The sequence below is a fragment of the Acinetobacter sp. NRRL B-65365 genome (assembly GCF_001605865.1).
GTDB lineage: Bacteria > Pseudomonadota > Gammaproteobacteria > Pseudomonadales > Moraxellaceae > Acinetobacter > Acinetobacter vivianii.
In genome coordinates this window covers 94,453-120,907 of sequence record NZ_LRPD01000001.1, presented here as the reverse complement: position 1 = coordinate 120,907, position 26,455 = coordinate 94,453, and the positions used below count along the sequence as shown (strand labels likewise).

Below are 26,455 nucleotides of genomic sequence, written 5' to 3'. Positions count from 1 at the left end.
AAAAAGCATTTTGTTGATGAATGAAAGCTCGCTATGCTAGTCGCCTTTATAATGAATGACTAGCCATACGCCATGTATTTATATACGGATTTCGATCAACAACTGATTAACCAACGTGTTGCTCAGTTTCGTGATCAAACAGAACGCTATTTAGCAGGAAAATTAACAGAAGACGAATATCGTCCACTACGTTTGCAAAATGGTTTATACGTGCAACGTTATGCGCCAATGCTCCGTATTGCTGTGCCGTATGGCTTGATGAATACCAAACAACTCAGAAAAATTGCTGAAATTGCGACGGAATATGACCGTGGTTATGCCCATGTTTCAACGCGTCAGAATATTCAGTTGAACTGGCCTGCATTAGAAAATGTGCCTGATATTCTTGCTGAACTGGCAACAGTGCAAATGCATGCGGTACAAACTTCAGGTAACTGTATCCGTAATACCACCACCGACCAGTTTGCGGGTGTTGTAGCAGGCGAGATTGCTGATCCACGTCCAACGTGTGAATTGATTCGTCAGTGGAGTACCTTCCATCCTGAATTTGCGTTCTTGCCACGTAAGTTCAAGATTGCAGTTTCAGCATTGCAAGAGAAAGACCGTGCTGCAACAGCATTCCACGATATTGGTGTATATCTGGTTCGTAATGACGCGGGTGAAATGGGCTATAAGATCATGGCTGGCGGTGGCTTAGGCCGTACCCCAATCATTGGTAGCGTCATTCGTGAGTTCTTGCCACGCGAAGATTTAATTGCTTATCTTGAAGCGACCCTACGTGTATATAACTTGCATGGTCGTCGTGATAACAAATACAAAGCACGTATCAAGATTTTGGTGAAAGCATTAACACCAGAAGTATTTGCTCAAAAAGTAGAAGCTGAATTTAAACACACGCGTGAAGCTTTGAAAATTCAACCTGAAATCTTGAAAAAAATGGATGAAGAATTTACACCATTTGATTATCAAGATCTGGAAGATCAAGATTTTACGGCTTTATTTGCTGAATATCCTAAATTCAAGCAATGGTTCAACGTCAATACCAACGCACATAAAGTGAAAGGCTATCGTATTGTTACGATTTCCCTGAAACGTGCAGGGGTTGCGCCGGGTGATGTGACTTCTGAAGAAATGAACTTAATTGCTGATTTGGCGGATAAGTACACCTTTGGTGAGTTCCGTACCACACATGAACAAAACATTTCATTGGTGGATGTACCACAAAAAGATTTATTTGAATTGTGGCAAACCCTTGAACATCACAACATGGCGCGTGCGCATATCGGCTTTATTACCGATATCATTTGCTGCCCGGGTGGTGATTTCTGCTCATTGGCGAATGCGAAATCGATTCCAATTTCAGAAGCGATTAGCCGTCGTTTTGAAGATTTAGATACCATCTACAATCTTGGTGAGCTTGACCTGAATATCTCAGGTTGTATGAACGCTTGTGGTCATCACCATGTCGGTAATATCGGTATTCTGGGTGTTGATAAAAAAGGTGCTGAGTTCTATCAAATCACTTTAGGTGGTCATGCAGATCATGATGCATCTTTAGGCGATATCTTAGGCCCATCTTTTGCTGCCGATGCCGTACCTGATGTGATTGAGGAAATCTTGAATACTTACCTTGACTTGCGTAATGAAGGTGAGCGTTTTATTGATACCTATCGCCGTGTTGGCATTCAACCATTCAAGGAGCGTGCTTATGCTTAATACATCGCTACAAGTGCTTTCTAAAGATGGCACAATTGCAGACAATACTTATCAAGTCATTGCAGAAGATGGTGCGCTTCCACAAGGTGATGTTGTATTAACAACGGCACAACTTGATCAATTGGCACAGGTACAAGGCAAAAAAGCATTGTACATTACAGTAAACGATTCACCTGAAACCCATCAATTTCCACTAGATGAGTTTGATGCAATCTTCATTGAATTTGCGGGTTTCAATGATGGTCGTGGTTATTCATTTGCTGCCTTATTGCGTCGTCAAGGCTATCAAGGTGAATTGCGTGCGGTCGGTGATATCTTCAAGGATGTTCTAAATTATTTAAAGCGTTCTGGCTTTGACACTTTTGTAGTGAAAGAAGGTAAGGATATTCATGAAGCCGCTGCTGGTCTTCAGGATTTTACCAATCCTTATCAGGCGTCAACTGCCGTACCTCAAGCAAGTTATCAGACTGGGGCTTAAGCCTTCTGAAATAAAAAAGCTGAACTTTGGTTCAGCTTTTTTATTTGATGTTGATTATTCATCGAGCTGACAATTGATCATCCATTTGATCCCGAACTGATCGGTAAAAGCGCCGTAGAGTGCACCCCAGAAGGTTTTTTCCAAGGGCATTTCAACTTGACCATTGACGGACAAAGCATCGAAAAGTCTTTGAGCATCCTCAAGTTCATCAGGATCTAGATTAATCGAAATATAATGATTATTGCCTTGGGTAAATACACTATGTGGGGCACAGAATTGATCGTTGATATCCGAGGCCATCAATACGGTAAATTCATTGATGGGTAGGGAAACATGTAGAATCAAGTTTTTATCAGCATCAGAAAGTGTGATCCCTTCTGTTGGTGGCATATCACCATAACGGCTGAGCATGGCAAACTCACCGCCAAATACAGATTTATAAAAATTAAATGCCTGTTCGGTTTGTCCTTTAAAATTTAAATAATGATTGAGTTGCATGCGGGACGTCCTGTTGTTTTTTTATACAAAATATAACTTATCGGGAATTGCGCTATAGGTGCATTATTTTTTGTAATTCTCAAAACAAAAAATCCTGCGCTTGGCAGGATTTTTAAGTTATCAAATTGATACTTAGATCAATTCAATTGCAACCGCTGTTGCTTCACCACCACCGATACACAACGCTGCAACACCTTTTTTGCCGCCTGTGCGTTTAAGTGCATGAATGAGCGTAAGAATGATACGAGAACCTGTAGAACCAACAGGGTGGCCCAGTGCACAAGCACCGCCATTGATATTCACTTTTTCTGCATCTAATTTGAAATCATCAATTGGGCACATGGTGACCATTGCAAATGCTTCATTGATTTCCCAAAGGTCAACTTCTTGTGCATCCCAGCCCGCTTTCTTCAATACTTTTTCAATCGCGCCTACAGGTGCAATGGTAAACTCTGAAGGGTGTTGTGAGTTTGAGGCAGTTGCAATAATTTTTGCCAAAGGCTGTAAGCCACGTTGCGCTGCAACATCACTAGAGGTTAAGACCAGTGCAGATGCACCATCTGAAATTGAGCTGGCATTTGCTGCTGTAATCGTACCGTCTTTTGCAAAAGCAGGTTTAAGTGATGGGATCTTGTCAATTTTTGCACTAAGCGGTTGTTCATCTTGGTCAACAACCACATCGCCTTTACGCGTTGAAACCGTTACAGGCACGATCTCATCTTTAAAATAGCCTTCAGTAATTGCTTTTTGCGCGCGGTGTAAAGAACGAATCGCGAAGTCATCCATTTGTTCGCGAGTATAACTACGTTGATTTGCCATGTCCTGAGCAAAAGAACCCATCAAACGACCAGTTTCAGCATCTTCCAGACCATCTAGGAACATATGATCTTTAATTTCACCATGGCCCATACGGTAGCCACCACGTGCTTTAGGAAGAACGTATGGTGCATTGGTCATTGATTCCATACCACCAGCAACGACGATGTCTGCACTACCAGCCTTGATCATATCTGCTGCTTGCATCACCGCTTTCATGCCAGAACCACACAGCTTATTAATGGTGACTGCACCTGTAGAATCTGGTAATCCTGCCTTACGCATTGCTTGACGAGCTGGGCCTTGTTTGAGACCAGCAGGTAATACGCAACCCATGATGACTTCTTCTACATCAGTGGGTTGTAGGCCAGAACGGGCAATTGCTTCTTTAATTGTTACTGCACCTAATTCAGGCGCTGTTACGCCAGAGAGTGCACCTTGGAAGCCGCCCATTGCAGTACGAGCGCCATTAACAATTACGATGTCAGTCATTATGTGTCTCCACACTTATAATTTATAAAAAATGTTCCAAACTTAAGCAGTATATTAAAAAAAGAACTGGAATAAAGCGTTTTACTTTTTTTAAGCTAGACTGAGGAGTTTTTAACAGCTGGATATTTTCTCAAAGCGAGTATTTCCCATGCGGCTTAAGCGCATTTTACTGTGATAGTCAGGCGAAGTTGAACAATAGGTAAAGCTACCATTCGCTGCAAAGGGGAGTCCGTTTTCTCCCTGAAAAATGATCGCATAGGGTGTCGCACCAAAAGCACTATAATGTAAATGACCATATTTGAGATTAAGTGATACGGCAAAGAGTAAAGGTTCATTGTGATCTCGTTTTCTATTCTTATTGGTGTCAAGGAAGCCGATAAAGCCCTTATTCCAGTCTTTGCCACAGTCAATCAGGTCATTACTTGGGCACAGCATCACATTTTTATGGTAAAGCTGTGCATCGGTTTTTGCTTTTTGTATGTGAATTGTGAGGTTTCTTTTTAAATGATTTGCTTCACCTGAAACCATTAAGTCGCGAAAATATGGTAGGGCGATATAGCTAAGAATCGCCAGAATACTGATAACGATAAGCAATTCACCCAATGTAAATCCATGTGGTCTAAACATGTTTTTCCTGTCTATTTTTATTAACTTTTTTATTAACAATATGTTAAGCATAAACGTTATTTGTTTTAATAAAAAACACTAACAAATAAGTTAAATATTACTTAAACATAGATTGATAAACAATAATCTATTCGCCGATGTATGAAAATTGAAAATTTACGGAACTACAACGGAAATTGTAAGCAATTTTGTCAATAATTTACGAGGTTAAAGTTATCAAGCACTTGGAAAATTCATCAAGTGTTTGTATGATTCAAAGTGAAGTGAATGGCTTAAAAATAATGTTGTAGAACATTAATGTTCTCAGTACGAAAAATCATAGGCTGAGCTTACACAACAAACAATTGTTATCTCTGGAGGATATCCATGAAATTGAGTCGTATTGCACTTGCTATGCTTGTTGCTGCTCCTTTAGCTGCTGCTAATGCTGGCGTAACAGTAACTCCATTAATGCTTGGTTACACATTCCAAGACACTAAACACAATAATGGTGATAAGCATTTAACAAATGGTCCTGAAATTCAGGATGATTTATTCGTTGGTGCTGCATTAGGTATTGAGTTAACACCTTGGTTAGGCTTTGAAGCTGAATATAACCAAGTTAAAGGTGATGTTGACGGTACTGTTGCTAACGCTGAATACAAACAACAACAAATCAACGGTAACTTCTACGTTACTTCTGATTTGATCACTAAAAACTACGATAGCAAAATCAAGCCATATGTATTGTTAGGTGCTGGTCACTACAAATATAAATTTGATGATGCTACTGCTGCTGAATTCGGTCGTGCTGGTCGCGGTTTGAAAGAAGAAGGTACTTTAGGTAATGCTGGTTTTGGTGCTTTCTGGCGCTTAAACGATGCTTTATCTCTTCGTACAGAAGCTCGTGGTACTTATAACATCGATGAAGATTTCTGGAACTATACAGCACTTGCTGGCTTAAACGTAGTTCTTGGTGGTCACTTGAAACCTGCTGCTGCAGTAGTAGAAGTTACTCCAGTTGAACCAACTCCAGTGGCTCCACAACCACAAGAGTTGACTGAAGACCTTAACATGGAACTTCGCGTATTCTTCGATACGAACAAGTCTGACATCAAGCCACAATACAAGTCTGAAATTGCTAAAGTTGCAGAGAAGTTAGCTGAGTACCCGAATGCGACAGCTCGTATTGAAGGTCACACAGATAACACTGGTCCACGTAAGTTAAACGAACGTTTATCTTTAGCGCGTGCTAACTCTGTTAAATCTTCACTTGTAAACGAATACAACGTTGATGCATCTCGTTTGTCTACTCAAGGTTTCGCTTGGGATCAACCGATTGCTGACAACAAAACTAAAGAAGGTCGTGCTATGAACCGTCGCGTATTCGCTGCGATTTCTGGTAGCCGTACTGTTCTAGTACAACCAGGTCAACAAGCTCAATAATTTGAGTTTTTGAACTGAATAAAAAAGCGACTCGTTAGAGTCGCTTTTTTTATGGATAAAATGATGAGGTCTTATTGGTCAAGAAAATGGCTCATAATATTTAAAAGTACAACAAGATGGGTTTAACTTCGTATGTTGTGTAGGAATTATTTAGCTTTATTGAAAAGATTTTGATAGCTTGTTAAAATTTTGATTAAAAAGTGATAAGCTCTCACAGCTTTGTTAGGTGTTGTTAAATTAGAATTTTCTAAGCTTTTTGAAGAGAAATAAATCGTTTTCAGTGGCTGCTGACTAAAATGTTATTAAATACTTGGAAAATTGATCAGGTATTTGTATGATTTAACATAAGGTGAATGACTGAAAAAGATACAACAAAACTATTTCTCAGCATTCAAAAGCTATTAGCGTTTAGAGAACAAACAATTTTTTGTTTTTGGAGGATATCCATGAAATTGAGTCGTATTGCACTTGCTATGCTTGTTGCTGCTCCTTTGGCTGCTGCGAATGCGGGCGTAACAGTAACTCCTTTAATGCTTGGTTATACAATGTTCGATACAGAACATAACAACCGTGGCGATAAAGGTCAATTAACTCCAGGTGCAGAACTTGATGACGATTTGTTTGTCGGTGCTGCATTAGGTGTTGAAATTACTCCTTGGTTAGGTGCTGAAGTTGAATATAGCCAGATTAAAGGCGACACAAGCACAAATAATGATTACAAAGGTCGTAACATTGCAGGTAATGCTTATGTTACTTCTGATTTGATCACTAAAAACTACGATAGCAAAATCAAGCCATACGTATTAGCTGGTGCTGGTCACTACAAATACGAAGGTGATGATATCTATGGCGGTAAGCAAGAAGGTACATTAGCTAATGCTGGTGGTGGTGTATTCTGGCGCTTAAACGATGCTTTATCTCTTCGTACAGAAGCTCGTGGTACTTATCACTTTGATGAGAAATTCTGGAACTATACAGCGCTTGCTGGCTTAAACGTAGTTCTTGGTGGCCACTTGAAACCTGCTGCTCCAGTAGTAGAAGTTGCTCCAGTTGAACCAACTCCAGTTGCTCCACAACCACAAGAGTTGACTGAAGACCTTAACATGGAACTTCGCGTATTCTTCGATACGAACAAGTCTGACATCAAGCCACAATACAAAACTGAAATTGCTAAAGTTGCAGAGAAGTTAGCTGAGTACCCGAATGCGACAGCTCGTATTGAAGGTCACACAGATAACACTGGTCCACGTAAGTTAAACGAACGTTTATCTTTAGCGCGTGCTAACTCTGTTAAATCTTCACTTGTAAACGAATACAACGTTGATGCATCTCGTTTGTCTACTCAAGGTTTCGCTTGGGACCAACCGGTTGCTGACAACAAAACTAAAGAAGGTCGTGCTATGAACCGTCGCGTATTCGCTGCGATCACTGGTAGCCGTACTGTTCTAGTACAACCAGGTCAACAAGCTCAATAATTTGAGTTTTTGAACTGAATAAAAAAGCGACTCGTCAGAGTCGCTTTTTTATTTGAGACATATACGTAATTAGACATTGGTAGCTCCTTTTTTCTGTTCATTTGTTTAATGCATTGAGTGGTTTATTTACCAGCTTTGTTTTTTTAGCTGTTGTTTAGCATTTTGTCTATCTCGGCGGTGCTGTGCTCTTGGTTTTTCAGTTTCATGAACTCCACCTTTATGTAGTAAAGGGGAGAGCGCAACAGGATTGCGTACTTTGATTTTGGGCATTTCTTTCAGTTTCATAGAATTAACCTTTAATACATAAAATTTGCTTGAGTGTGTGCACAATTTCGATCAAATCTGATTGGTTTGCCATAACTTGATCAATGTCCTTATATGCACCTGGAATTTCATCAATAACGCCACTGTCTTTTCGGCATTCGATACCTTGCGTTTGCTGAATTAAATCATCTTGGCTGAAAAGTAGTTTTGCTTTGCTGCGACTCATCTTTCGTCCTGCGCCATGTGAACATGAGCAGAAGGATTCAGGATTGGCTTTACCTCTAACGATAAAGGAACGTGCACCCATGGAGCCTGGGATAATGCCTAATTCATCTAGGCCAGCACGAATGGCACCTTTCCGCGTAATCAGCAAGTCTTCCCCATAATGGTTTTCTTGGCTGACATAGTTGTGGTGGCAGTTAATTGCTTCTTTGGTCATCTGAAAGGGCGGTAGCAGCGGACGAATCGCCTCTAAAATCAGACGCATCATTTCACGTCTATTTTCAAAAGCGTATTCCTGCGCCCACTCAACTGCTTCCACATAATCATTAAAGCTATTTGAACCTTCCGCAAAATAGCTCAAATCTTTATCTGGTACATGTCCAAATCGATGTTGAGCCTCTTTCTTGGCAAGTTCGATGAAATAAGTGCCAATCACATTGCCTAAGCCACGGCTGCCTGAATGTAGCATTACCCAGACATCCTGATTTTCATCAAGGCAGAGTTCAATAAAGTGATTACCACCTCCTAAGGTACCGAGCTGTTTTTGCCAAGTCGCATCAAACTTCCTGAGCATGCGAACAAGGCCCGGATGTTTATTAATGATGGGTTGTAAGCGTTTTTCAAGTGGAATAATCGTCGAAGCTTTTGCTTTAACCTGCTTGTGTAATTCAAAGCCTACGGGGACTTTACGTTCAATTGCATGACGTAGTGGTGTGAGATTGTCTGGAAGCTGTGAGGCTTTTAAATTGAGCCGTATCGCATTCATACCACAACCAATATCCACACCAACAGCGGCAGGGATGATTGCATTTTTAGTGGGGATTACACTACCTACAGTGGCACCTTTGCCCACATGTACATCAGGCATCACGGCAATATGTGAATAAACAAATTGCAGTTGTGCCATTTTTTTCAATTGTTCAATACTTTCGCTATCAATATCGTTCGTGAAGATTTTCACTGGAACGCCATATTCAGCATCGGCATTGAGTATTTTTTGTATGCCCATTTTCTTGTCTCGGGATATTTTAATTTTTCGTCCGAATAGGCATAAAAAAACCTAGCGAATGCTAGGTTAAATAAAGCATTCGGACAAGTGATCAATCAATTTGTACACTTGTCCGTGAGTCGACAGTGCCAAATCTTATCGTGTAGTTCCTGATTGTAATGGCATGCTGTCGTCCTCCTATTATGTGGTGCCGTTGAAAATATGAGCGAAATTCTACTCATATTTTCATTGGGGTCAAGTGAAAAGTATTTTTTTATTCGCCTTCTTTCACATTCATGTCTTTATACGCAATCAGTTTGGTCTTGTGTTTCCACTTATAACCTAGCCAGATTGCCAAGAATAATGGAATGCTGATATAGGTTGAAACTAAACCTAACCAGTCAATTTTTCCACCAAGTAAAGCTTGGTAGTTTTGACCTAAGATAATGATTGAACAAAGAATAAATGCAAACCATGGGGCGAATGGGAAGAACTTGGCACGATAAGCAAGGTCTTCAACTTTATAGCCTTGAGCAATATAACCTTTACGGAAACGGTAGTGTGAAATTGCAATCCCTAACCAGACAATGAAACCACACATACCAGACATGTTGAGTAGCCAGTTAAAGACTTGTTTCTCACCAATAAAGGTGGTTAAGAAGCACAGTGCTGCAACCGCAGTCGTCGCATAAAGTGCATTCATTGGTACACCACGGCCATCCAGTCTTGAGAACCACTTCGGTGCACGGCCTTCTTTTGCCATATCAAATAGCATACGGGTAGAAGAGTACATGCCTGAGTTACCCGCAGACAGAATTGCACTGAGAATCACTGCATTCATTAAGCTGGCTGCAAAGGCGAAACCTGCTTTTTCATACAATAAAGTGAATGGTGAAAGGGCAATATCTTCGCTTTGAGCTGCTTTTAACAATAGTGGATCATCATAGCTGACTAATGTACCTATGATGAAAATACAAAGGATATAGAACAGTAGAATACGCCAGAAGATTTGCTTGATTGCCAATGGAATGGTCTTTTTCGGATCTTTCGACTCACCTGCTGCAACTCCGACCATTTCAGTACCTTGAAAGGAGAATCCGGCAATCATGGCTACACCAATCAGTGCTTGGAACCCACCAACAAAAGGGGCTTCCTTATACGTCCAGTGCTGAAATACCGATACATTAGGTGTCATCATGATTTTAGCAATCATCCAGATACCAATGACGATAAACACAATAATGGCAACGACCTTGATCAACGAGAATAAGAATTCACTTTCACCAAATCCTTTGACTGTTAAGGCGTTAATTCCAAAAATAATGGCAAGGAAGATGGCGCTCCAGTAGAACCCCGGGATATCGGGAAACCAGAACTTCATAATGAATTGTACTGCAACCAGTTCGAAAGCCACAGTAATAGCCCAGTTGTACCAGTAGTTCCAACCTAAGGCGAAACCAAAGCCATCTTCGACATAACGGCTGCCATAGGTAAAGAATGCACCAGACGTTGGATTATGCGTCGCTAATTCGCCTAAACTGGTCATCAAGAAATAAATCATGATACCGATCAGGGCATAAGCCAATAACGCACCACCAGGACCTGCATTGGCAATGGTTGAACCTGAAGCGAGGAATAAGCCTGTGCCGATCGATCCACCAATGGCAATCATGTTCAGGTGACGTGCCCCGAGCTTACGCTGTAGGTGTTGAGGAGCAGATGTATCGCTCATAAAAATTCCTTAAAATGTTTATTTTGCACAGGCATATAACACCTTGAATCCTTGTTGATCAGCTTTCACCATACATTGACCAAAACTTTGTTCAATGAGAGGGGGATAGTTCAGAAAACGGTTTGCCACGATCCATAATTCACCTGAATTTTTCAGATGTACGCTCGCAAGTTGGCAAAGTTCTTCACTTGCATCGTAATTTGTATGAATCCCCTGATGAAAAGGTGGATTGCTTACAATTGCATCCAGATCTTTGGGCGCATCTCTAAAACCTGTAACTGGTTGTAGAGTTAACTGATTGAGATCCAGATTATTTTTCTGAAATGTCAGTTCAGTTGAACGTAAAGCAAATGCATCAACATCAAGTGCAAAAATTTGCTGGTTCTGATTTAGCTTGGCTAAATAAGCGCTAATAATTCCAGCACCACAACCAAAGTCGGCAATCTTACCTGATTTTACTTGACTAAGGTAAGGGACTAATACCGCTGTTCCGACATCTAAATGATCCTGACTAAAGACACCCGGCAGGGCGCAGACCTTTAATTGATCCTGATCTATTTGAACTGTATAGCTTTTTAACCAATGTTCAAGTGGTTTCAACTGTTCAGTTTTTTCGATCTTCATTTGCCAGAATTGACAGTGACGTGCGCTATCCAGCTTTAGCGTTTTACCATAGGGCTGTAGTTGTTTTGCTGCCCGTTCTACGCCGCCTTTCTTTTCACCGACGAGAAAAACATTTTGCCCAAGTTTAAGATGGCTCACCACAACATGCAGAATATAATTCAATAACTCTTTTGATTTAGGGACAAAAATTACGACCTGATCAAAGCTGGCTTGCGGAAACTCAACGGAAAAATGTGAGTGAATGCCAGCATTTTGAAAACCTTGATGATCAGCATAATTCCAAGTCCAAACCGATGCCTGAACCCGATCTGGTAAATTTTTTGCGAGCTGATCATTAGGCGCATTAATCAGTAAGACGTGCCCATTTAAATAATCTTGCTGTCTGATGACAACTTCACTACGTGGATCCATTTTGATCTCTCATCAAAAACAAAGCCCAGTCGTGAAACTGGGCACTTGAAGTTGTTTGTGGATTACTTATGTGTTTCAGGTAAAACAATATTTAAAATCAAGGCTGCAATACCGCCTGTTGCCACACCTGAGCTAAAAATATTTTTAAATAACTCTGGCAAGTGTTCAAGGATTTGAGGAACTTGAGCAACACCGAGACCGAGAGCAAGTGAAATGGCAATAATCAGTAAGGCACGACGATCAAGATGAATACTTGAAAGAATGTTGATACCAGAAGCAGCAACCGCGCCAAACATGACCATCACAGCGCCACCCAGTACCGCTTGAGGTACGGCTTGAATCACGGCAGCAACAGCAGGGAATAAGCCCAGAATGATCAGTAATACCGCAATCCAGATCCCTACATAGCGACTTGCGACACCTGTAAGTTGAATCACACCATTATTTTGTGCAAACACTGAACTTGGGAAGGTATTGAAGATTCCGGCCAAGAATGAGTTTGCACCATTGACCAGTACACCGCCTTTGATTCGTTGCATCCAGACAGGACCGTCAACAGGCTGATTAGAAATTTTACTGGTTGCGGTTACATCACCAATTGCTTCAAGGGATGTCACCAAATAAATAAATGCCATCGGAATGAACAAGCTCCAAGAGAAACTCAATCCAAAATGCATTGGTGTAGGAATTTGAACTAAAGGTGCATCTTGTAGCACAGCAAAGTTTAAATGTCCCATGAAGCCTGCAAGGATATAACCGATCACTAAAGCAATGAGAATGGCTGAACTTTTAACCCAGATAATTCGAATACGGTTAAGAAGGATGATAATAGCCAGCACACTACATGACATGATCAGGTTATCGGCATTGGCAAAAGTATTATCCTGCATTGCAGTATAACCACCGCCCATGCTGATCAGACCTTCTTTAATTAAGGTTAGGCCAATCAGAAGTACAACAATGCCTGTCACCAATGGTGTAATCAGCTTTTTCACCCATGGTAAAATTCGAGAAACGCCCATTTCAATGAATGAACCTGCAATGACGACACCAAAAATGGCAGCCATCACTTGTTCAACTGGGGTGCCTGCCGCAACCATTGCGCTACCAATACCGATGATTGGGCCAATAAAATTAAAACTTGTACCCTGAACAATTAAAAGTCCTGCACCAAATGGGCCAACTTTTTTACATTGTAAGAATGTTGCAATACCCGAAATGATCAATGACATGGAAAGGATCATGTTGGTGTCTTCGCGAGAGACGCCAAGTGCCAGACAAATCAATAATCCAGGAGTAACAATCGGGACTAAAATCGCCAAAAGATGCTGTAAAGCGGCTAAAAATGCAACAAAAGGTTTCGGTCGGTCATTGAGTCCGTAGACCAGATCAAGCTGCTGCTGAGGTTGTGAATTCGACATGGGAGTATAAAAAGCGAGAGGCATTAGCCCAATATTCTAATAGAGTTAGCTCGCTTTACCAACGATTCAATGACACTTCGTCAGAAAAAAAGTGCACTGTCAATAAACTGTCACTACTAAAGTGTAGTATTTTTCTGTATAATTTGCCCTCAAATTTAAAGCGTATCGAATTACATGTCAGATATTAAAACTCTCCGTAACATTGCCATTATTGCGCACGTCGATCATGGTAAGACGACTCTAGTCGACAAACTTTTACAACAATCAGGTGCTCTTGGTGATCGCGCAGGCGAGATTGAACGTGTTATGGATTCTAACGCGCTTGAGTCTGAACGTGGTATTACCATTCTTGCAAAAAACACTGCAATCAAATGGTTAGATGCACGTACAAACACCGAATATCGCATTAACATCGTGGACACCCCAGGACACGCCGACTTCGGTGGTGAAGTGGAACGTGTAATGTCGATGGTTGACTGTGTATTACTTCTTGTTGACTCTCAAGAAGGTCCAATGCCACAAACTCGTTTCGTAACGCAAAAAGCGTTCGCGCGTGGTTTGAAACCAATCGTAATTATCAACAAAGTTGACAAGCCTAGCGCGCGTCCAGACTGGGTTATTGATCAAGTTTTTGATTTGTTTGATAATCTTGGTGGTAGCGACGAACAGTTAGACTTCCCAGTTGTCTATGCTTCTGGTCTTCGTGGTGTTGCAGGTCCTTCACCAGAAGAATTAGCGGAAGATATGACGCCGTTGTTCCAAACAATCGTAGATATCGTTGAACCACCAGCAGTTGATGTTGATGGTCCATTCCAAATGCAGATTTCATCACTTGACTATAACAGTTTCGTAGGTGTTATCGGTGTTGGTCGTATTCAACGTGGTTCTGTAAAATTAAATACACCTGTTACTGTTATCGATAAAGATGGCAATACACGTAACGGTCGTATCTTAAAAATCATGGGTTACCATGGTTTAGAGCGTGTTGATGTTGAATCAGCTTCAGCTGGTGACATTATCTGTATTACTGGTATTGATGCATTAAACATTTCTGACACGATTTGTGATCCTAAAAATGTTGAAGCATTACCAGCATTGTCTGTAGATGAACCGACTGTATCGATGACTTTCCAAGTAAACAACTCACCGTTTGCTGGTAAAGAAGGTAAATTCGTTACTTCACGTAACATCCGTGAACGTCTTGACCGTGAATTGATTCACAACGTAGCACTTCGTGTTGAAGATACTGACAGCCCAGACCGTTTCAAGGTTTCAGGCCGTGGTGAACTTCACCTTTCAGTTTTAATTGAAAACATGCGTCGTGAAGGCTTCGAAATGGGCGTATCACGTCCACAAGTGATCATGAAAGAAATCGATGGCGAAAAACAAGAGCCATACGAAAATGTAACTTTTGACGTTGAAGAACAGCATCAAGGTTCTGTAATGGAACAAATGGGCTTCCGTAAAGGTGAAATGACCAATATGGAAGTTGACGGTAAAGGCCGTATCCGTATTGAAGCAACTGTACCTTCACGTGGTTTGATTGGTTTCCGTTCTGAATTCTTAACCATGACTTCAGGTACAGGGATCATGACATCAAGCTTCTCGCACTACGGTCCAGCAAAAGCAGGTACTGTTGCGAAACGTCAAAATGGTGTGTTGATTTCTATGGTTCAAGGTACTTGCTTGGGCTATGCATTATTCACACTTCAAGACCGTGGTCGCTTATTCGCTAAGCCACAGTTAGAAGTGTATGAAGGTATGATCATTGGTATTAACTCGCGTTCTGACGATATGGTTGTAAACCCAACCAAAGCGAAGCAGTTAACTAACGTTCGTGCATCAGGTACTGATGAAGCTTTAACTTTAACACCTGCAATGGAATACACGCTTGAACAAGCGCTTGAATTCATTCAGGATGATGAGTTAGTTGAAGTAACACCAAAATCGATTCGTATCCGTAAGCGTTACTTAACTGAAAACGAACGTAAACGTAATCGTGATAAATAATTTTTCTTTGTGAAAAATGCAAAAACCGCTAAATTTATTTAGCGGTTTTTTTATACCTTTAAATTCATTGGGATGAGTTCTATAAGTTCATCTTTTTATTGGGATAAAATATGTTGTTAAAGTGTGAAATGACTTTCTTTTTTCCATAAAAATATTAAATTATCTTCATTATGATGAATAACTGCGTCTGTGTAATAAACAATGCAAAAACAGGCTGCGATCAAGTTCAACTCTGGAGAGTGATATGAGTATTATTAAAGAATTTAAAGAGTTTGCCATCAAAGGCAATATGATGGATTTAGCGATTGGTGTCATCATTGGTGGCGCTTTCGGTAAAATTATTGACTCATTGGTAAAAGATATTGTGATGCCAGTGATTTCATGGATCTTGGGTGGTGAAGTGGACTACACCAACTGGTTCCTGATCTTGGGCGATAACCCAACCAACATTACAACACTTAAAGCGGCACAAGATGCTGGATTGAACGTATTTGCATATGGTAACTTCTTAACCATCTTGATTAACTTCCTGCTATTGGCTTGGGTCGTATTCTTGTTGGTGAAAGTGATGAATCGTATTCGTAAGCAAGAAGAAGCAGCGCCTGAGCCAGAAGCAACACCAGAAGATGTTCAATTATTACGTGAAATTCGTGATGAATTGAAAAAGCAAGGCTGATCACTCAGTTTATGAAAAAACGGTATCTTAGATGCCGTTTTTTATTGTCGGCAAAATAGATAGGGGATGATGCACATTTTCATTTTAAGATACGGTGCAGATTAAAAAGGGGAGAGATTGATGAATCGATTATTTGTATATGGCACTTTATGTCCAAATCGCGAAAATGCACATATTTTAGGGGAGATTGGGGGAGACTGGCAGCCTGCTATGGTTCATGGAACCATTCATATCCTTGACTGGGGGCCAGATCAAGGTTTGCCTGCAATCGTTTTAAACCCGAATGACCCTTTGGTTGAAGGCTATTTGTTTAGTACTGAAAAACTAGAACAGAACTGGCAAATGCTGGATGATTTTGAAGGCATGCAATATCAAAGAGTACAAACTCAAGTCCAGTTAGCAACAGATGAAACCATTACCGCATGGACTTATGTCATGAAAGAACAAGTGTAGTCGGAAAAGAGGTGAGCTTAACGGCCAGTTTAAGCTCGATCTGCTTACCTTAAATTTCCCATACGGAATTTAACTTCCAATAGATGAAAACCAAACTGGCTTTTTACAGGGCCATGTAAAACCCGTTCTGCTGCAGTAAATACCAGTTTATCAATGACAGGAACCAACTGACCCTTTCTCACTTCACCGAGCTCGCCACCACGTTTGGCAGAGTTGCAGGTAGAATATTGCTTGGCAATTTTGGCAAAATCAGCGCCTGACTGAATGCGTTTTTTCAGCTGTTCAGCCAAATCTTTATCTTTTACGAGGATATGTCGAACAATTGCAGTTTGCATAAAGTTGTTCTCCTTCAATACATCTTAAATCGTTTAGGTTTTCTTTCGCTTTAAAGGCTGGCATTGTGGGCAGAATACACTGGCACGTTGACCTAACTTCAAGTTTTCCAATGTGGTCTCGCAATTAACGCACATTTCTCCAGCACGACCATAAGCGAGGAGGGTTTGTTGGAAATATCCGTTTTCACCCATCGCATTACTGTAATCACGTAAAGTTGAACCACCTAATTCAATGGCTTGTTTTAAGATGCGTTTAACTTCAATCACCAGCTTTTCCACTTGTACCTTACTTAAGGTAGACGCTGGTTGTGCTGGATGCACGCCAATATTGAACAGGCTTTCAGTTGCATAAATATTGCCAACACCAACCACCACATGGTTATCCATTAAAGCAATTTTAATGCCGACATTTTTTTTACTGAGCTTTTCACGCAGATAATTGGCATTAAAATCTTCACTCAGAGGTTCTGGACCTAGTGTATCAATCAGCTTGCTTTGATTATCTGGATCGAGCCAAAGAATACAGCCAAAACGCCGTGGATCATGATAACGGAGCTGTTGATTTTCAAAGTCAATGATGAGGTGATCGTGCTTTCTCAATTCATCACTCGGCTGGCACAGGCGGAAACTACCTGACATACCTAAATGCCAAAGCATCTGATCTTGTTCAAATTCGGCCAGAATATATTTGGAACGACGCTTAAGCGCTGTTAAACGTTGCCCCACCAATTTTTCCAGATCATTGGGGATGGGCCAGCGTAAGCTCGAATTAAAGACTTGAACAGCTTGAACGCGTTGCTCTAGTAGCGGGAGTAAACTGGTTTTGGTAGTTTCAACTTCAGGAAGTTCGGGCATGGTGTACTCAAGTTGTTTCAACAACAATACAATGAGGGCAAATGTTTGACTTACAATTATGCTGGTATTTAATTTTATTTGCTAATCTAGGCCAATCTTAATCTTGACCGTTGTAGCAAGGGTTAAATATGTAAGATAAATATAAAATAATCATAATCTTACTTTTACACTCCGCTTTTTATTTTTGAGAAATAAGGAATCTTCATGCCTTCATTGAAAATTAACCTCCTCTATGGTTGCGTAGCCATGTGCATGGGGGCGGGTAGCTCTTTTACATGGGCAGCTGAATCTGATTCAGAGTCAACGGTGCAACTTCCGACGATTAAAGTTGAAGCAACACGTACAGATACCACTTATATGGAAACGCCTGCATCCATTTTTAGAGTCGATATACCTAAAAATGATCAATCAGCGCAGGTCAATTTAACCGAAGTTGTTAAAGGCATTCCAAGCGTTCAGTTACGTAATCGTGAAAATTATGCTCAAGATTTGCAGCTCTCGATGCGTGGTTTTGGTGCACGTTCAACATTTGGTGTGCGCGGGATTCGTTTATATACTGATGGTATTCCAGCAACGATGCCAGATGGTCAAGGTCAAACCTCAAATATTGATTTGGGGAGCTTGAGCCATCTTGAAGTTTTAACGGGGCCATTTTCATCGCTGTATGGTAACTCATCGGGTGGGGCGATTTTGGCAACAACTCGAGAGGGGCAGGGTAAAGATTCTATTGAGATGAGTTATGCGGGTGGTAGCCATAATAAAAATCGTGCAGGTATCGTGTTACAGGGGGGCGCTAAAAACCAGAACGAACCGAGTTATATCGTCAGCTCCTCTTATTTCGATACCGATGGCTATCGTGACCATAGTGGCGCAAATAAAGTTTTAAGCAATGCCAAGCTGACATGGAATCTCGATGATGGTAGTAAGATCAACTGGGTCACGAACTATGTCAAGATTGATGCAGATGATCCGGGCGGTTTAACCCGTGCTGATTGGGAAAAGAATCCCAAACAGGTTGCTAAAAATGTTCTGGATTACAATGCCCGCAAAACAATTGATCAAACTCAGACAGGTTTGACTTGGTCAAAACCAATTAATGATCAAAATGAATTGTATGCGATGACTTATATTGGGCAACGTCAGGTAACACAATACCAGTCTATTCCAGATACGGTACAGAAGAATCCAAACACACCCTATCAAGCTGGTGGCGTGATTGATTTTAAGCGTGATTATTATGGTGCTGATTTCCGCTGGACAGGAAAAGATTTACTACCGAATACCCAATTTAGTGCGGGTGTTGCGATCGATGCAATGAACGAAGATCGACAAGGCTATCTAAACTTTAATGATGCGGGTGATAAAGGTATAAAAGGTGCTGTGCGCCGTGATGAACGCAATACTTTGTGGAATGTCGATCCTTATCTACAAGCATCTTGGTCTTTTTTACCAACCATGCGTTTAGATACAGGGGTACGTTATAGCAATGTGCATTACAAGTCGAAAGATCATTATATCGTTGGTCTGAACGGTGATAACAGCGGTAAGACAACATACGAAGAGGTATTACCTTCAGTTGCATTAAGCTGGCAAATCATCCCAGAAGTGCTGGCTTACGCGAGCTATGCCAAAGGGTTTGAAACACCGACTTTTACTGAAATGGCTTATCCTGCACAAGGTGGCGCAAGTACGCTCGATTTAAAACCATCGAAAAGTGATAACTATGAACTCGGTTTAAAATCTTCAAATACGCTGGGTGATTTTAACTTGGCGACCTTCTATATCGAAACCAAAGATGACATTGTGGCAGCCGAAAGCATGGGTGGCCGTGCGACATTCCGTAATGCGGATAAAACCCTACGTAAAGGTGTTGAATTTGCATGGAATAAGAAGCTTTGGAAAGACTTAGCAGTGAATGCGAGCTATGCATATTTAGATGCAACTTTTGATTCGAAAGTGCCTGCGGTTGGGAAAGTTGCAGAGATTCCAGAAGGCAATGCAATTCCCGGAATTGCTAAGAATCAAGCCTTTATTGGTTTAGCGTGGCAGCCAGAGCAAGGTTTCTATGCAGGACTTGATACCCAGTTTATGGATAAGGTCTATGTCAATGATATCAATAGCGATGTTGCTGCAAGCTATACTGTGGCATCAATTTATACAGGTTATGCATGGAAACGTGCTGATTGGGGCATTAATGGCTTTGCGCGTGTAGATAATCTGTTCGATAAAAACTATGCAGGCTCAGTGATTGTCAACGAAGGAAGCAGCCGTTTCTTTGAACCTGCCGATGGTCGTAACTGGAGTGCGGGAATTAAAGTCAGCAAGCAATTCTAAGTCATATGCAGCAGCACTTGCATAGTGAAGTGCTGCTGCATAAATTATTTTTTAGGTGTCTGAGCTGCTGCAGCTTTTTTCGCAGCAATCGCTTCATCAACTTTAGCTAAAGACTCTTTTGCATTCGGATAATTCTGTTTAGCTAAGCCACTGAAAATTGATCTGGATTCCTCCAGATTTTGTGTAACAATCCCGCCATTCGCTAGCATATTTCCTAATACCATTAGAGAAGGTGCATATCCTTTTTTCGCTAAATCTTTAAGTGTTTCAACTGACTGTTGCTGCATAAATGGATTTTTGTTTTTTACCCCCAAGCTTAAATCATAAATCGCTTTTAAATGCACAGCTGGGTAATAGTTCTTTCTTAACAAGGGCAATAGTTTCTGCACAGCCATCTGGTCGTATTCAGGCTTACCTTGTCTGAATAATATATTTGCAGATTCAACAATCGCTTCTTCTGAACCTTGATTCGAAGCTTTATCCAAATACTCTTTATATTTCTGATCGCTTTTCGCGACACCTAGATCACCTGTGTGATAGAGCTGGGCAAGCGTGAAACTGGCTTTGCCATAGCCCTTGTTAGATGCATCCTGATAGTATTGCAAAGCTTTTCTATCGTCCTTATTTGTTCCTTGTCCCATCTGGTGCATATAACCGAGGTTATAAATCGCTTGGGTATTTCCTGTATCTGCCAGACGGTGCATTTCCTGAAAGGCAGCATTGTAGTCTTTTGCGTCATAGAGTTGAGTGGCTTTTGCAAACACATCAGTGGTAGCATTTTTACTGTCAGCGGCGAAGGCAGTGTGGCTTGCAAGGGTGATTAAACTCGCAATGAGCAATTTTTTCATCTTTATTTTTCCTTTCTCATGTTGATCTGCTTTCATCCTTTGCATAGCAGAACTCAATATGCTGTTCTCATCATAAAAGCTTGCGCCAAAATGTAAATAAGGAATTTGTATAAATCTTGGCAGGGGGAAAAGCGAGTTTTGATCTTTTTTATTATTATAATTTATTTAAAATCAAATGAGTATAATTGATTTTTTAGAGAAAGACTTGCGACTCCTTGCTGGCAAAAGAGTCAACAAGCCTCCATATTTTATCTTTATTTCTTGCTGCTAGCTTCTTGTAAAAGCTGTTCAATCTGCTCAGCATTTTGCGGGCTACCAGAAAGTCTCATTCCATTTTGCAGGAATAATGTAGGTGTTCCATCAATTTGCAGCTTCTGTCCTAAGGCTAAATTTTTTTGTATAGGTGTCTCGCATTGTGTCGCATTTTTTGGTGCTTTACGATGCAACATATAATCTTCCCAAGCCTCATACTGATTTTTAGCACACCAGATTTTATTGGCAACAGCTTCAGCTTTAGGGTGTAAATTTTTAAGTGGGAACAAGAATAAATAGACGGTGACATTGTCTATTGAGGTCATATTCTGCTCGAGCTTTTGGCAGTAAGGGCAATCAGGATCGCTAAACACATAGAGTGTGCGTTCGCCTTTACCCTTTACATATTTAATCGCTTGATCAAGAGGGAGTTGCTTAATATCAATCTTGCTTAACTCGGCTAAGCGATCTTCAGTCAGATTCTTTTTGTTTTGTACATCGAGTAAATTACCGAAAAAAAGATATTTGGCTGTTTCATCGGTATAGATAATTTTACCTGCTGCATAAACTTCATAAATCCCCGGTAATGGTGATGTATTTACTGATTTGACAGGAATCTCTGGATAATTTTTTTTGAAGTTTTGTTCAAGCGTTTTACTGTCTGCATGGACTGTTTGTAAACCAATCAGGCTCAAGGTGAGTGCTGAAAGCAGTGTTTTGATCATTATTTTCATTAGAAATCAGTTGAGTTGAGGATAGATGAACAATACCGCTCATTTCTATTTTCGACAAGAACGGGATTTCAACTTTATTTTAAATAGAATTGGTAGTGCTGTTGAAGTCATTTGGATTGTTGCAAGGTGAGTATGTTTTTATTTATATCGTTGCTGTTTCAAAAGTAACTAAAAGCCTCCAGTTTTGGAGGCTAATCAATACATTATGTTATATGGATGAGGTGTTATTGAGGTCTTGCCACATCGCCATTCAATGCTTCAGGCAAGTCCAGAACAGTCACGCCAAGTTCTGCAAGTGCAGCAGGTTTGGCAATCACGAGCGCTAGATAGCCATCTTCAAATGCGATGCTATTGACCACTTCAACATCTTTGCTCAGTTGGGTTGCAGGTGCTGGCAGATCCGCTTGAGCCTGTATAAGGTGTAACCAGTGTTTTGGTTTTGCTTTAAACCAAAGACGTGCCACGATTTCCTGACCTAAGTAACAGCCTTTATCGAAATGGACACCATCACGTTGATGCAGGCGTAATTCTTGTGGTTGGAACAAGTGTTCAGTACTTTGCTGAATCCATGCTTGTCCAGATTGAATTGCTTGAATTTGCCAAGCATTGATATCTGTTTCTGTTGAAGAAAAATCGGTTTGAATATCATTGACTGTTGGGAAAACCGAACCTGTTTCTTCTAATTTCATTTTGGAAAAAGCACCAAACTTTTTAATATGCTTGGCACATTCTTCGGCTTGGTCTTGAGTGGTCACTAACTCAAAACTTTCTGGATTTAATTTTTTAATCCATAGACCAAAATGAATACGTCCTTTTAAATCACAAATAGCAGTATAGCGACTTTCATTTTCTGGTAAGCGTTCAACATGAATGGTGACTTGGCCTTGTAAAAATTTTTGCGCATCTACACCATTTAAGCTAAAAGCAGTAAAAGCAAGTTGACTCATAGATCAATCCTAAGCTGCATTCTGATCACTAAAATATGGACTGTTATTTTGCGCCATTTTTCACAAAAAAGCAGCTTTAGATTCTCGATAATCGTGTTCAAATGAAAGATCAGTGGCATAGCATTCACATGCCAAGTCGCTATGATAAATCGACCAAACACAATGATCGTGATATGGGAGAACAATAATGACTGGAACAGTAAAACTACATCGAGTATTGAGTGCGCCCCCAGCGCGTGTTTTTAAAGCCTTTCTTGATCCTGACGCGTTGGTAAAATGGCTACCACCCCATGGATTTACCGCAAAAGTCCACCATCTGGATCCACAGGAAGGTGGAACTTATAAAATGTCATTTACCAATTTTTCGACAGGACGTAGCCATTCATTTGGTGGGAAATATATTAAAATTGTCCCGAATGAGCTGCTGCGTTATACCGATAGATTCGATGATCCAAATTTGCCTGGTGATATTCAGGTTACGATTGAGTTAAAAGCCGTTGCTGTAGGTACTGAGGTGCATATTACGCAAGCTGGTATCCCAGATGTGATTCCTGTGGAAGCCTGTTATCTTGGGTGGCAAGAATCCTTGTATTTATTAGGCTTGTTGGTTCAAGCGGATATACCTGACGAATAAAGACTTTCGTTAAGTAAAATCGGTTGAGTGAGAAAAACAAAAAAATATTGGATGAATAAATTAAATTGGAGAATCAAATGTCTGAACAAGCAATTGTTAAAGGACGAGAACAGCTTGCGCGTGTTGCAATGCGGGCAGCTTTAGAAAATCAGCAAGCAGAAGATAGTGTGGAGTTATTTATCCAGCATCATCTTGAAGAAATTGAGCCTGATTATTGGAAAAAATATTTTGGAAGCGCTGTACCTACACCGTTACAGGTTCTGGATTTATTGGTGCTTGCCGACCAATGGGAAAGTGATGAGATCGATAGCCGTGAAATGCTGGATTTCACTTTGCCGGATGAGATTACCCAATATGTGATTTGTGTTAGCTTTGATGCGAAAGGTCAGGTGATTGATATTTCAATGGAAAGCTAAGCAGAAGCCCAACAGGAGAGTAATGTGCTGATTGCAATTAAACGTATTTATGATCCTGTTGCAGCAACTGATGGCCAGCGTGTGCTGGTTGATCGGTTGTGGCCCCGAGGGATTTCCAAAGAGCGTGCACAGCTGGATTTATGGCTTAAGGACATTGCGCCTTCCACTGAATTAAGAAAGGCGTTTTGTCATAAAGCTGAGCATTGGTTGAGTTTTCAGGAAGGTTATTATCAGGAGCTTGAAGGCAATCCAAATGTAAACGAACTTAGACAGATGGCAGAACATGAGCAGTTAACCCTGATTTATGCGGCTAAAGATCCTGAGTTAAATCATGCGCTGGTCTTAAAGAATTATTTGCTTGGGAAGGACATTCAACCTTAAAGTTTTGAAAAAAGGCATCTATCCCTCATAATAGCCTTTTTGAGATTTTTTTATGTCTTTTCCAAATTGCCCACAATGCCAATCAGAATATACTTATCAAGATGGCGATTTATTGATTTGCCCTGAGTGCTCACATGAATGGAAAGAAGGCGAGAGTCAGGCTACTGAAGTACAAGACATTATTAAAGATGCAAATGGCAATGTTTTAGCCGATGGAGATAGCGTCACTGTTGTTAAAGATTTGAAAATTAAGGGTTCATCATCTGTTGTTAAAGTGGGTACCAAAGTAAAAAGTATTCGTTTAGTGCCAGATGCAAGCGATGGTCATAATATTGATTGTAAAATTGATGGCGTCGGTGCAATGAAACTGAAGTCTGAGTTTGTGAAAAAAGTTTAATTAAATAGACTTGGAAAGGAGCATATAAATGCTCCTTTCTGCTTTTAGCTTAAAGCCATTTTTATTTTCGCTTTATGTATACGTTTAAATAAAGAATATTGAGCCCTTACCACTCAAAAGAAATATATTTGCTCGGCAAAAATAAATATAGAGATCGATGTTCAATTTAAAGTATTAAAAATTATCATAAGTTTTATGTGGCTATGCTATGTGGTGTAGTTCACATTCTTTTACATAAGCAGCCACTTTATTTGAGTAGAAAAATTTATACTTGAAATTTCACTCAATAAATAGACTTTATAAATGAAAATTAATCGTCCTTGGCATAATGAATACCAGAAGTATAATATTTCTCATCAGTTACAGTTACCCGCTCAACATGAATCTCTCCTTGAGATGCTTGAGCAATCTTTTCAGCAATATCGTCATGCTGCTGCTTTTATTTTTCACGATCAAATACTTTCTTATGCAGAACTGGATGAACTTAGTCTTCGATTTGCCAGTTATTTACAACAATTAAATTTGCCCAAGCAAACACGCATCGCAATCATGCTGCCTAATGTATTGCAATACCCAGTCATTGCATGTGCCATTCTTCGTTCAGGTTATATCGCGGTTAATGTTAATCCTCAGTACACTGCTCGTGAACTGCAATATCAATTAAATGATTCAGGCGCGGAAGCACTGATTATGATTGATGCCGCGGTTGCAACTTTTCAGGAAATTGAAGCACAAACAAAAGTTAAAACGATTATTCAAACATCAATTTCAGATTTGTTGACTGAAGACACATTAGCTAAATATCCACATTTAAAAGAAAATAAAGCAGATCAACCTGTATTTACAGGACGTACCTATCATTTCAAAAATATTATAAATGAGACCAGTTCACTTGATTATCAGCGACCTGAACTAGAGCTGAAAGATATTGCTTTACTTCAGTATACGGGTGGAACCACAGGGCTATCTAAAGGCACGATCCTAACGCATGGGAATTTGTTTATTAATACCTTGCAGATGGATGCTGCTTTTTCTCCCAATCTGGTGTTATCAGCGGAAGGTGGCAGTAGCCGAATTTTATGTATTCTGCCTTTTTATCATATATTTGCATTTTCATTTAGTATCTTATATAGCTTATATTCTGGGCAAACCGTGGTATTGATACTGAATCCACGAGAGATCAATTACATTCTCGAAACCTGGAATCGTTATTCGCCACATGTATTTCCTGGCGTAAATACCATATTCAATACACTCGCAAATCAGCCTGCATTTAAAACCATCGACTTTTCTGATTTTAAACTTGCCGTGAGTGGGGGGATGCCGACTTTACAGGCCACGGCAGAGCTATGGCAGCAACTGACGGGCAATATTATTTGTGAGGTTTATGGTCTTTCAGAGACGGGTCCGTTGGCAACTTTTAATCCCAAAGGTCAAACGACTTTCAGCGGAAAGGTGGGTATTCCTGTTCCCTTAACAGATGTGGTGATTATTGATGAACAGGGCAATGAGCTGCCTTATGGTCAGGCGGGCGAGGTGGCCATACGTGGTCCTCAGGTGATGCAGGGATATTGGAAAAAAATAGAAGAAACCGCACAGGCAATGACTCAAACTCAGCTTTTTCGTTCAGGTGATATCGGAATAATGGATGAGCAGGGATATATTGAGCTGATTGATAGAAAAAAAGACATGATCGTGGTTTCTGGCTTTAATGTGTATCCAAGAGAAATTGAAGAAGTGATGGCGCAATATTCTAAAGTTCTTGAGGTGGCGGCCATTGGTATAAAAGATGAAAAATCGGGTGAGGTACCTAAAGTCTTTATTGTTAGAAAAGACGAATCTTTAACGGCTGATGAAATTTTAACTTATGCGAAAGCCAATTTGACTGCATATAAGTGTCCAAAATATATCGAATTTGTGAGTGAAATTCCGAAATCAAATATTGGAAAAATATTACGCAGACATTTAAAAGAAAGCGAGTAGCTCGAGGAATC

26 protein-coding genes are annotated in these 26,455 nt (G+C 40.4%); 13 read left to right on the top strand and 13 right to left on the bottom strand.

Annotated elements, in window-relative coordinates; translation table 11 throughout:
• Positions 1-72 precede the first annotated feature (72 nt).
• Together AWW72_RS00575 and AWW72_RS00570 are read left to right on the top strand one after the other, a co-directional pair.
• Complete coding sequence (locus tag AWW72_RS00575) at positions 73-1,716, top strand: nitrite/sulfite reductase (protein WP_062846112.1); 1,644 nt, start codon at positions 73-75, stop codon at positions 1,714-1,716.
• A complete protein-coding gene (locus AWW72_RS00570) occupies positions 1,709-2,194 on the top strand; it encodes a DUF934 domain-containing protein (RefSeq protein WP_062846111.1) in 486 nt (161 codons plus the stop codon). Before AWW72_RS00575 ends, AWW72_RS00570 begins: the two co-directional genes overlap by 8 nt.
• A gap of 54 nt (positions 2,195-2,248) precedes the next feature.
• On the opposite strand, the gene AWW72_RS00565 is transcribed toward AWW72_RS00570, so the two are convergent.
• From AWW72_RS00565 to AWW72_RS00555, 3 genes are all read right to left on the bottom strand, one after another.
• Positions 2,249-2,692 (bottom strand): VOC family protein, encoded by a 444-nt coding sequence (locus AWW72_RS00565; RefSeq protein ID WP_062846110.1) that lies wholly within the window; start codon positions 2,690-2,692, stop codon positions 2,249-2,251.
• 132 nt (positions 2,693-2,824) lie between these two features.
• A complete protein-coding gene (locus AWW72_RS00560) occupies positions 2,825-4,000 on the bottom strand; it encodes a thiolase family protein (RefSeq protein WP_004775399.1) in 1,176 nt (391 codons plus the stop codon).
• Positions 4,001-4,111: 111 nt separating this feature from the next.
• On the bottom strand, positions 4,112-4,627 hold the full coding sequence (locus tag AWW72_RS00555; protein ID WP_062846109.1) for a GspH/FimT family pseudopilin: 516 nt from the start codon (positions 4,625-4,627) through the stop codon (positions 4,112-4,114).
• Positions 4,628-4,993: 366 nt separating this feature from the next.
• Here AWW72_RS00555 and omp38 (AWW72_RS00550) point away from each other — a divergent pair, with 366 nt between their 5' ends.
• Positions 4,994-6,052, top strand: a complete 1,059-nt coding sequence (gene omp38 / locus AWW72_RS00550) for an outer membrane protein Omp38 (RefSeq protein ID WP_005259405.1) — start codon at positions 4,994-4,996, stop codon at positions 6,050-6,052.
• Between the two features lie 446 nt (positions 6,053-6,498).
• A complete protein-coding gene (gene omp38, locus AWW72_RS00545) occupies positions 6,499-7,527 on the top strand; it encodes an outer membrane protein Omp38 (protein ID WP_062846108.1) in 1,029 nt (342 codons plus the stop codon).
• Positions 7,528-7,653: 126 nt separating this feature from the next.
• On the opposite strand, the gene AWW72_RS19380 is transcribed toward omp38 (AWW72_RS00545), so the two are convergent.
• The 5 genes from AWW72_RS19380 to AWW72_RS00525 all read right to left on the bottom strand — a co-directional run bounded on the left by AWW72_RS19380 (position 7,654) and on the right by AWW72_RS00525 (position 13,189).
• Positions 7,654-7,812, bottom strand: a complete 159-nt coding sequence (locus AWW72_RS19380) for a hypothetical protein (RefSeq protein WP_005259400.1) — start codon at positions 7,810-7,812, stop codon at positions 7,654-7,656.
• A gap of 4 nt (positions 7,813-7,816) precedes the next feature.
• The gene (locus AWW72_RS00540; protein ID WP_062846107.1) at positions 7,817-9,022 is read right to left on the bottom strand and encodes an RtcB family protein; all 1,206 of its coding nucleotides are present in this window, start codon (positions 9,020-9,022) and stop codon (positions 7,817-7,819) included.
• A gap of 253 nt (positions 9,023-9,275) precedes the next feature.
• The gene (locus AWW72_RS00535) at positions 9,276-10,733 is read right to left on the bottom strand and encodes an amino acid permease (RefSeq protein ID WP_005259390.1); all 1,458 of its coding nucleotides are present in this window, start codon (positions 10,731-10,733) and stop codon (positions 9,276-9,278) included.
• Positions 10,734-10,751: 18 nt separating this feature from the next.
• A complete protein-coding gene (locus AWW72_RS00530) occupies positions 10,752-11,768 on the bottom strand; it encodes a methyltransferase (protein WP_062846106.1) in 1,017 nt (338 codons plus the stop codon).
• A gap of 62 nt (positions 11,769-11,830) precedes the next feature.
• Entirely contained in the window at positions 11,831-13,189 is a 1,359-nt protein-coding gene (locus tag AWW72_RS00525; protein WP_009514998.1) for a uracil-xanthine permease family protein, read from the bottom strand.
• Between the two features lie 174 nt (positions 13,190-13,363).
• On the opposite strand from AWW72_RS00525, the gene typA reads away from it, so the two are divergent.
• The 3 genes from typA to AWW72_RS00510 all read left to right on the top strand — a co-directional run bounded on the left by typA (position 13,364) and on the right by AWW72_RS00510 (position 16,328).
• Positions 13,364-15,199, top strand: a complete 1,836-nt coding sequence (typA, locus tag AWW72_RS00520; RefSeq protein WP_004775386.1) for a translational GTPase TypA — start codon at positions 13,364-13,366, stop codon at positions 15,197-15,199.
• Between the two features lie 244 nt (positions 15,200-15,443).
• Positions 15,444-15,875 (top strand): large conductance mechanosensitive channel protein MscL, encoded by a 432-nt coding sequence (gene mscL / locus AWW72_RS00515; RefSeq protein ID WP_004775383.1) that lies wholly within the window; start codon positions 15,444-15,446, stop codon positions 15,873-15,875.
• A 120-nt stretch (positions 15,876-15,995) separates the two neighbouring features.
• Entirely contained in the window at positions 15,996-16,328 is a 333-nt protein-coding gene (locus AWW72_RS00510) for a gamma-glutamylcyclotransferase family protein (protein ID WP_062846105.1), read from the top strand.
• Between the two features lie 44 nt (positions 16,329-16,372).
• Here the strand turns inward: AWW72_RS00510 and AWW72_RS00505 are convergent, their stop codons facing one another.
• Positions 16,373-16,663 (bottom strand): peptidylprolyl isomerase, encoded by a 291-nt coding sequence (locus tag AWW72_RS00505; RefSeq protein WP_004775379.1) that lies wholly within the window; start codon positions 16,661-16,663, stop codon positions 16,373-16,375.
• Between the two features lie 33 nt (positions 16,664-16,696).
• Positions 16,697-17,518 carry a bifunctional DNA-formamidopyrimidine glycosylase/DNA-(apurinic or apyrimidinic site) lyase gene (gene mutM / locus AWW72_RS00500; RefSeq protein WP_062846104.1) on the bottom strand — a complete coding sequence of 274 codons (822 nt, stop codon included), beginning with the start codon at positions 17,516-17,518 and terminating at the stop codon, positions 16,697-16,699.
• A 204-nt stretch (positions 17,519-17,722) separates the two neighbouring features.
• On the opposite strand from mutM, the gene AWW72_RS00495 reads away from it, so the two are divergent.
• Entirely contained in the window at positions 17,723-19,852 is a 2,130-nt protein-coding gene (locus tag AWW72_RS00495) for a TonB-dependent receptor domain-containing protein (RefSeq protein WP_047429457.1), read from the top strand.
• A 44-nt stretch (positions 19,853-19,896) separates the two neighbouring features.
• Here AWW72_RS00495 and AWW72_RS00490 read toward each other — a convergent pair whose 3' ends face one another.
• From AWW72_RS00490 to ygfZ, 3 genes are all read right to left on the bottom strand, one after another.
• Positions 19,897-20,700 carry a tetratricopeptide repeat protein gene (locus AWW72_RS00490; protein WP_062846103.1) on the bottom strand — a complete coding sequence of 268 codons (804 nt, stop codon included), beginning with the start codon at positions 20,698-20,700 and terminating at the stop codon, positions 19,897-19,899.
• A 254-nt stretch (positions 20,701-20,954) separates the two neighbouring features.
• Complete coding sequence (locus AWW72_RS00485) at positions 20,955-21,677, bottom strand: DsbC family protein (RefSeq protein WP_062846102.1); 723 nt, start codon at positions 21,675-21,677, stop codon at positions 20,955-20,957.
• Positions 21,678-21,910: 233 nt separating this feature from the next.
• Complete coding sequence (gene ygfZ / locus AWW72_RS00480) at positions 21,911-22,633, bottom strand: CAF17-like 4Fe-4S cluster assembly/insertion protein YgfZ (RefSeq protein ID WP_062846101.1); 723 nt, start codon at positions 22,631-22,633, stop codon at positions 21,911-21,913.
• A 187-nt stretch (positions 22,634-22,820) separates the two neighbouring features.
• Between ygfZ and AWW72_RS00475 the strand changes: the two genes are divergently transcribed.
• From AWW72_RS00475 to AWW72_RS00455, 5 genes are all read left to right on the top strand, one after another.
• On the top strand, positions 22,821-23,267 hold the full coding sequence (locus AWW72_RS00475) for an SRPBCC family protein (protein ID WP_004775373.1): 447 nt from the start codon (positions 22,821-22,823) through the stop codon (positions 23,265-23,267).
• Between the two features lie 77 nt (positions 23,268-23,344).
• Entirely contained in the window at positions 23,345-23,683 is a 339-nt protein-coding gene (locus AWW72_RS00470) for a DUF2004 domain-containing protein (protein WP_062846100.1), read from the top strand.
• 24 nt (positions 23,684-23,707) lie between these two features.
• Positions 23,708-24,064 (top strand): DUF488 domain-containing protein, encoded by a 357-nt coding sequence (locus AWW72_RS00465; RefSeq protein ID WP_062846099.1) that lies wholly within the window; start codon positions 23,708-23,710, stop codon positions 24,062-24,064.
• 52 nt (positions 24,065-24,116) lie between these two features.
• Complete coding sequence (locus tag AWW72_RS00460) at positions 24,117-24,461, top strand: zinc ribbon domain-containing protein YjdM (RefSeq protein ID WP_004775370.1); 345 nt, start codon at positions 24,117-24,119, stop codon at positions 24,459-24,461.
• A gap of 309 nt (positions 24,462-24,770) precedes the next feature.
• On the top strand, positions 24,771-26,444 hold the full coding sequence (locus AWW72_RS00455; protein ID WP_062846188.1) for an AMP-binding protein: 1,674 nt from the start codon (positions 24,771-24,773) through the stop codon (positions 26,442-26,444).
• The last annotated feature ends 11 nt before the right edge of the window (positions 26,445-26,455 follow it).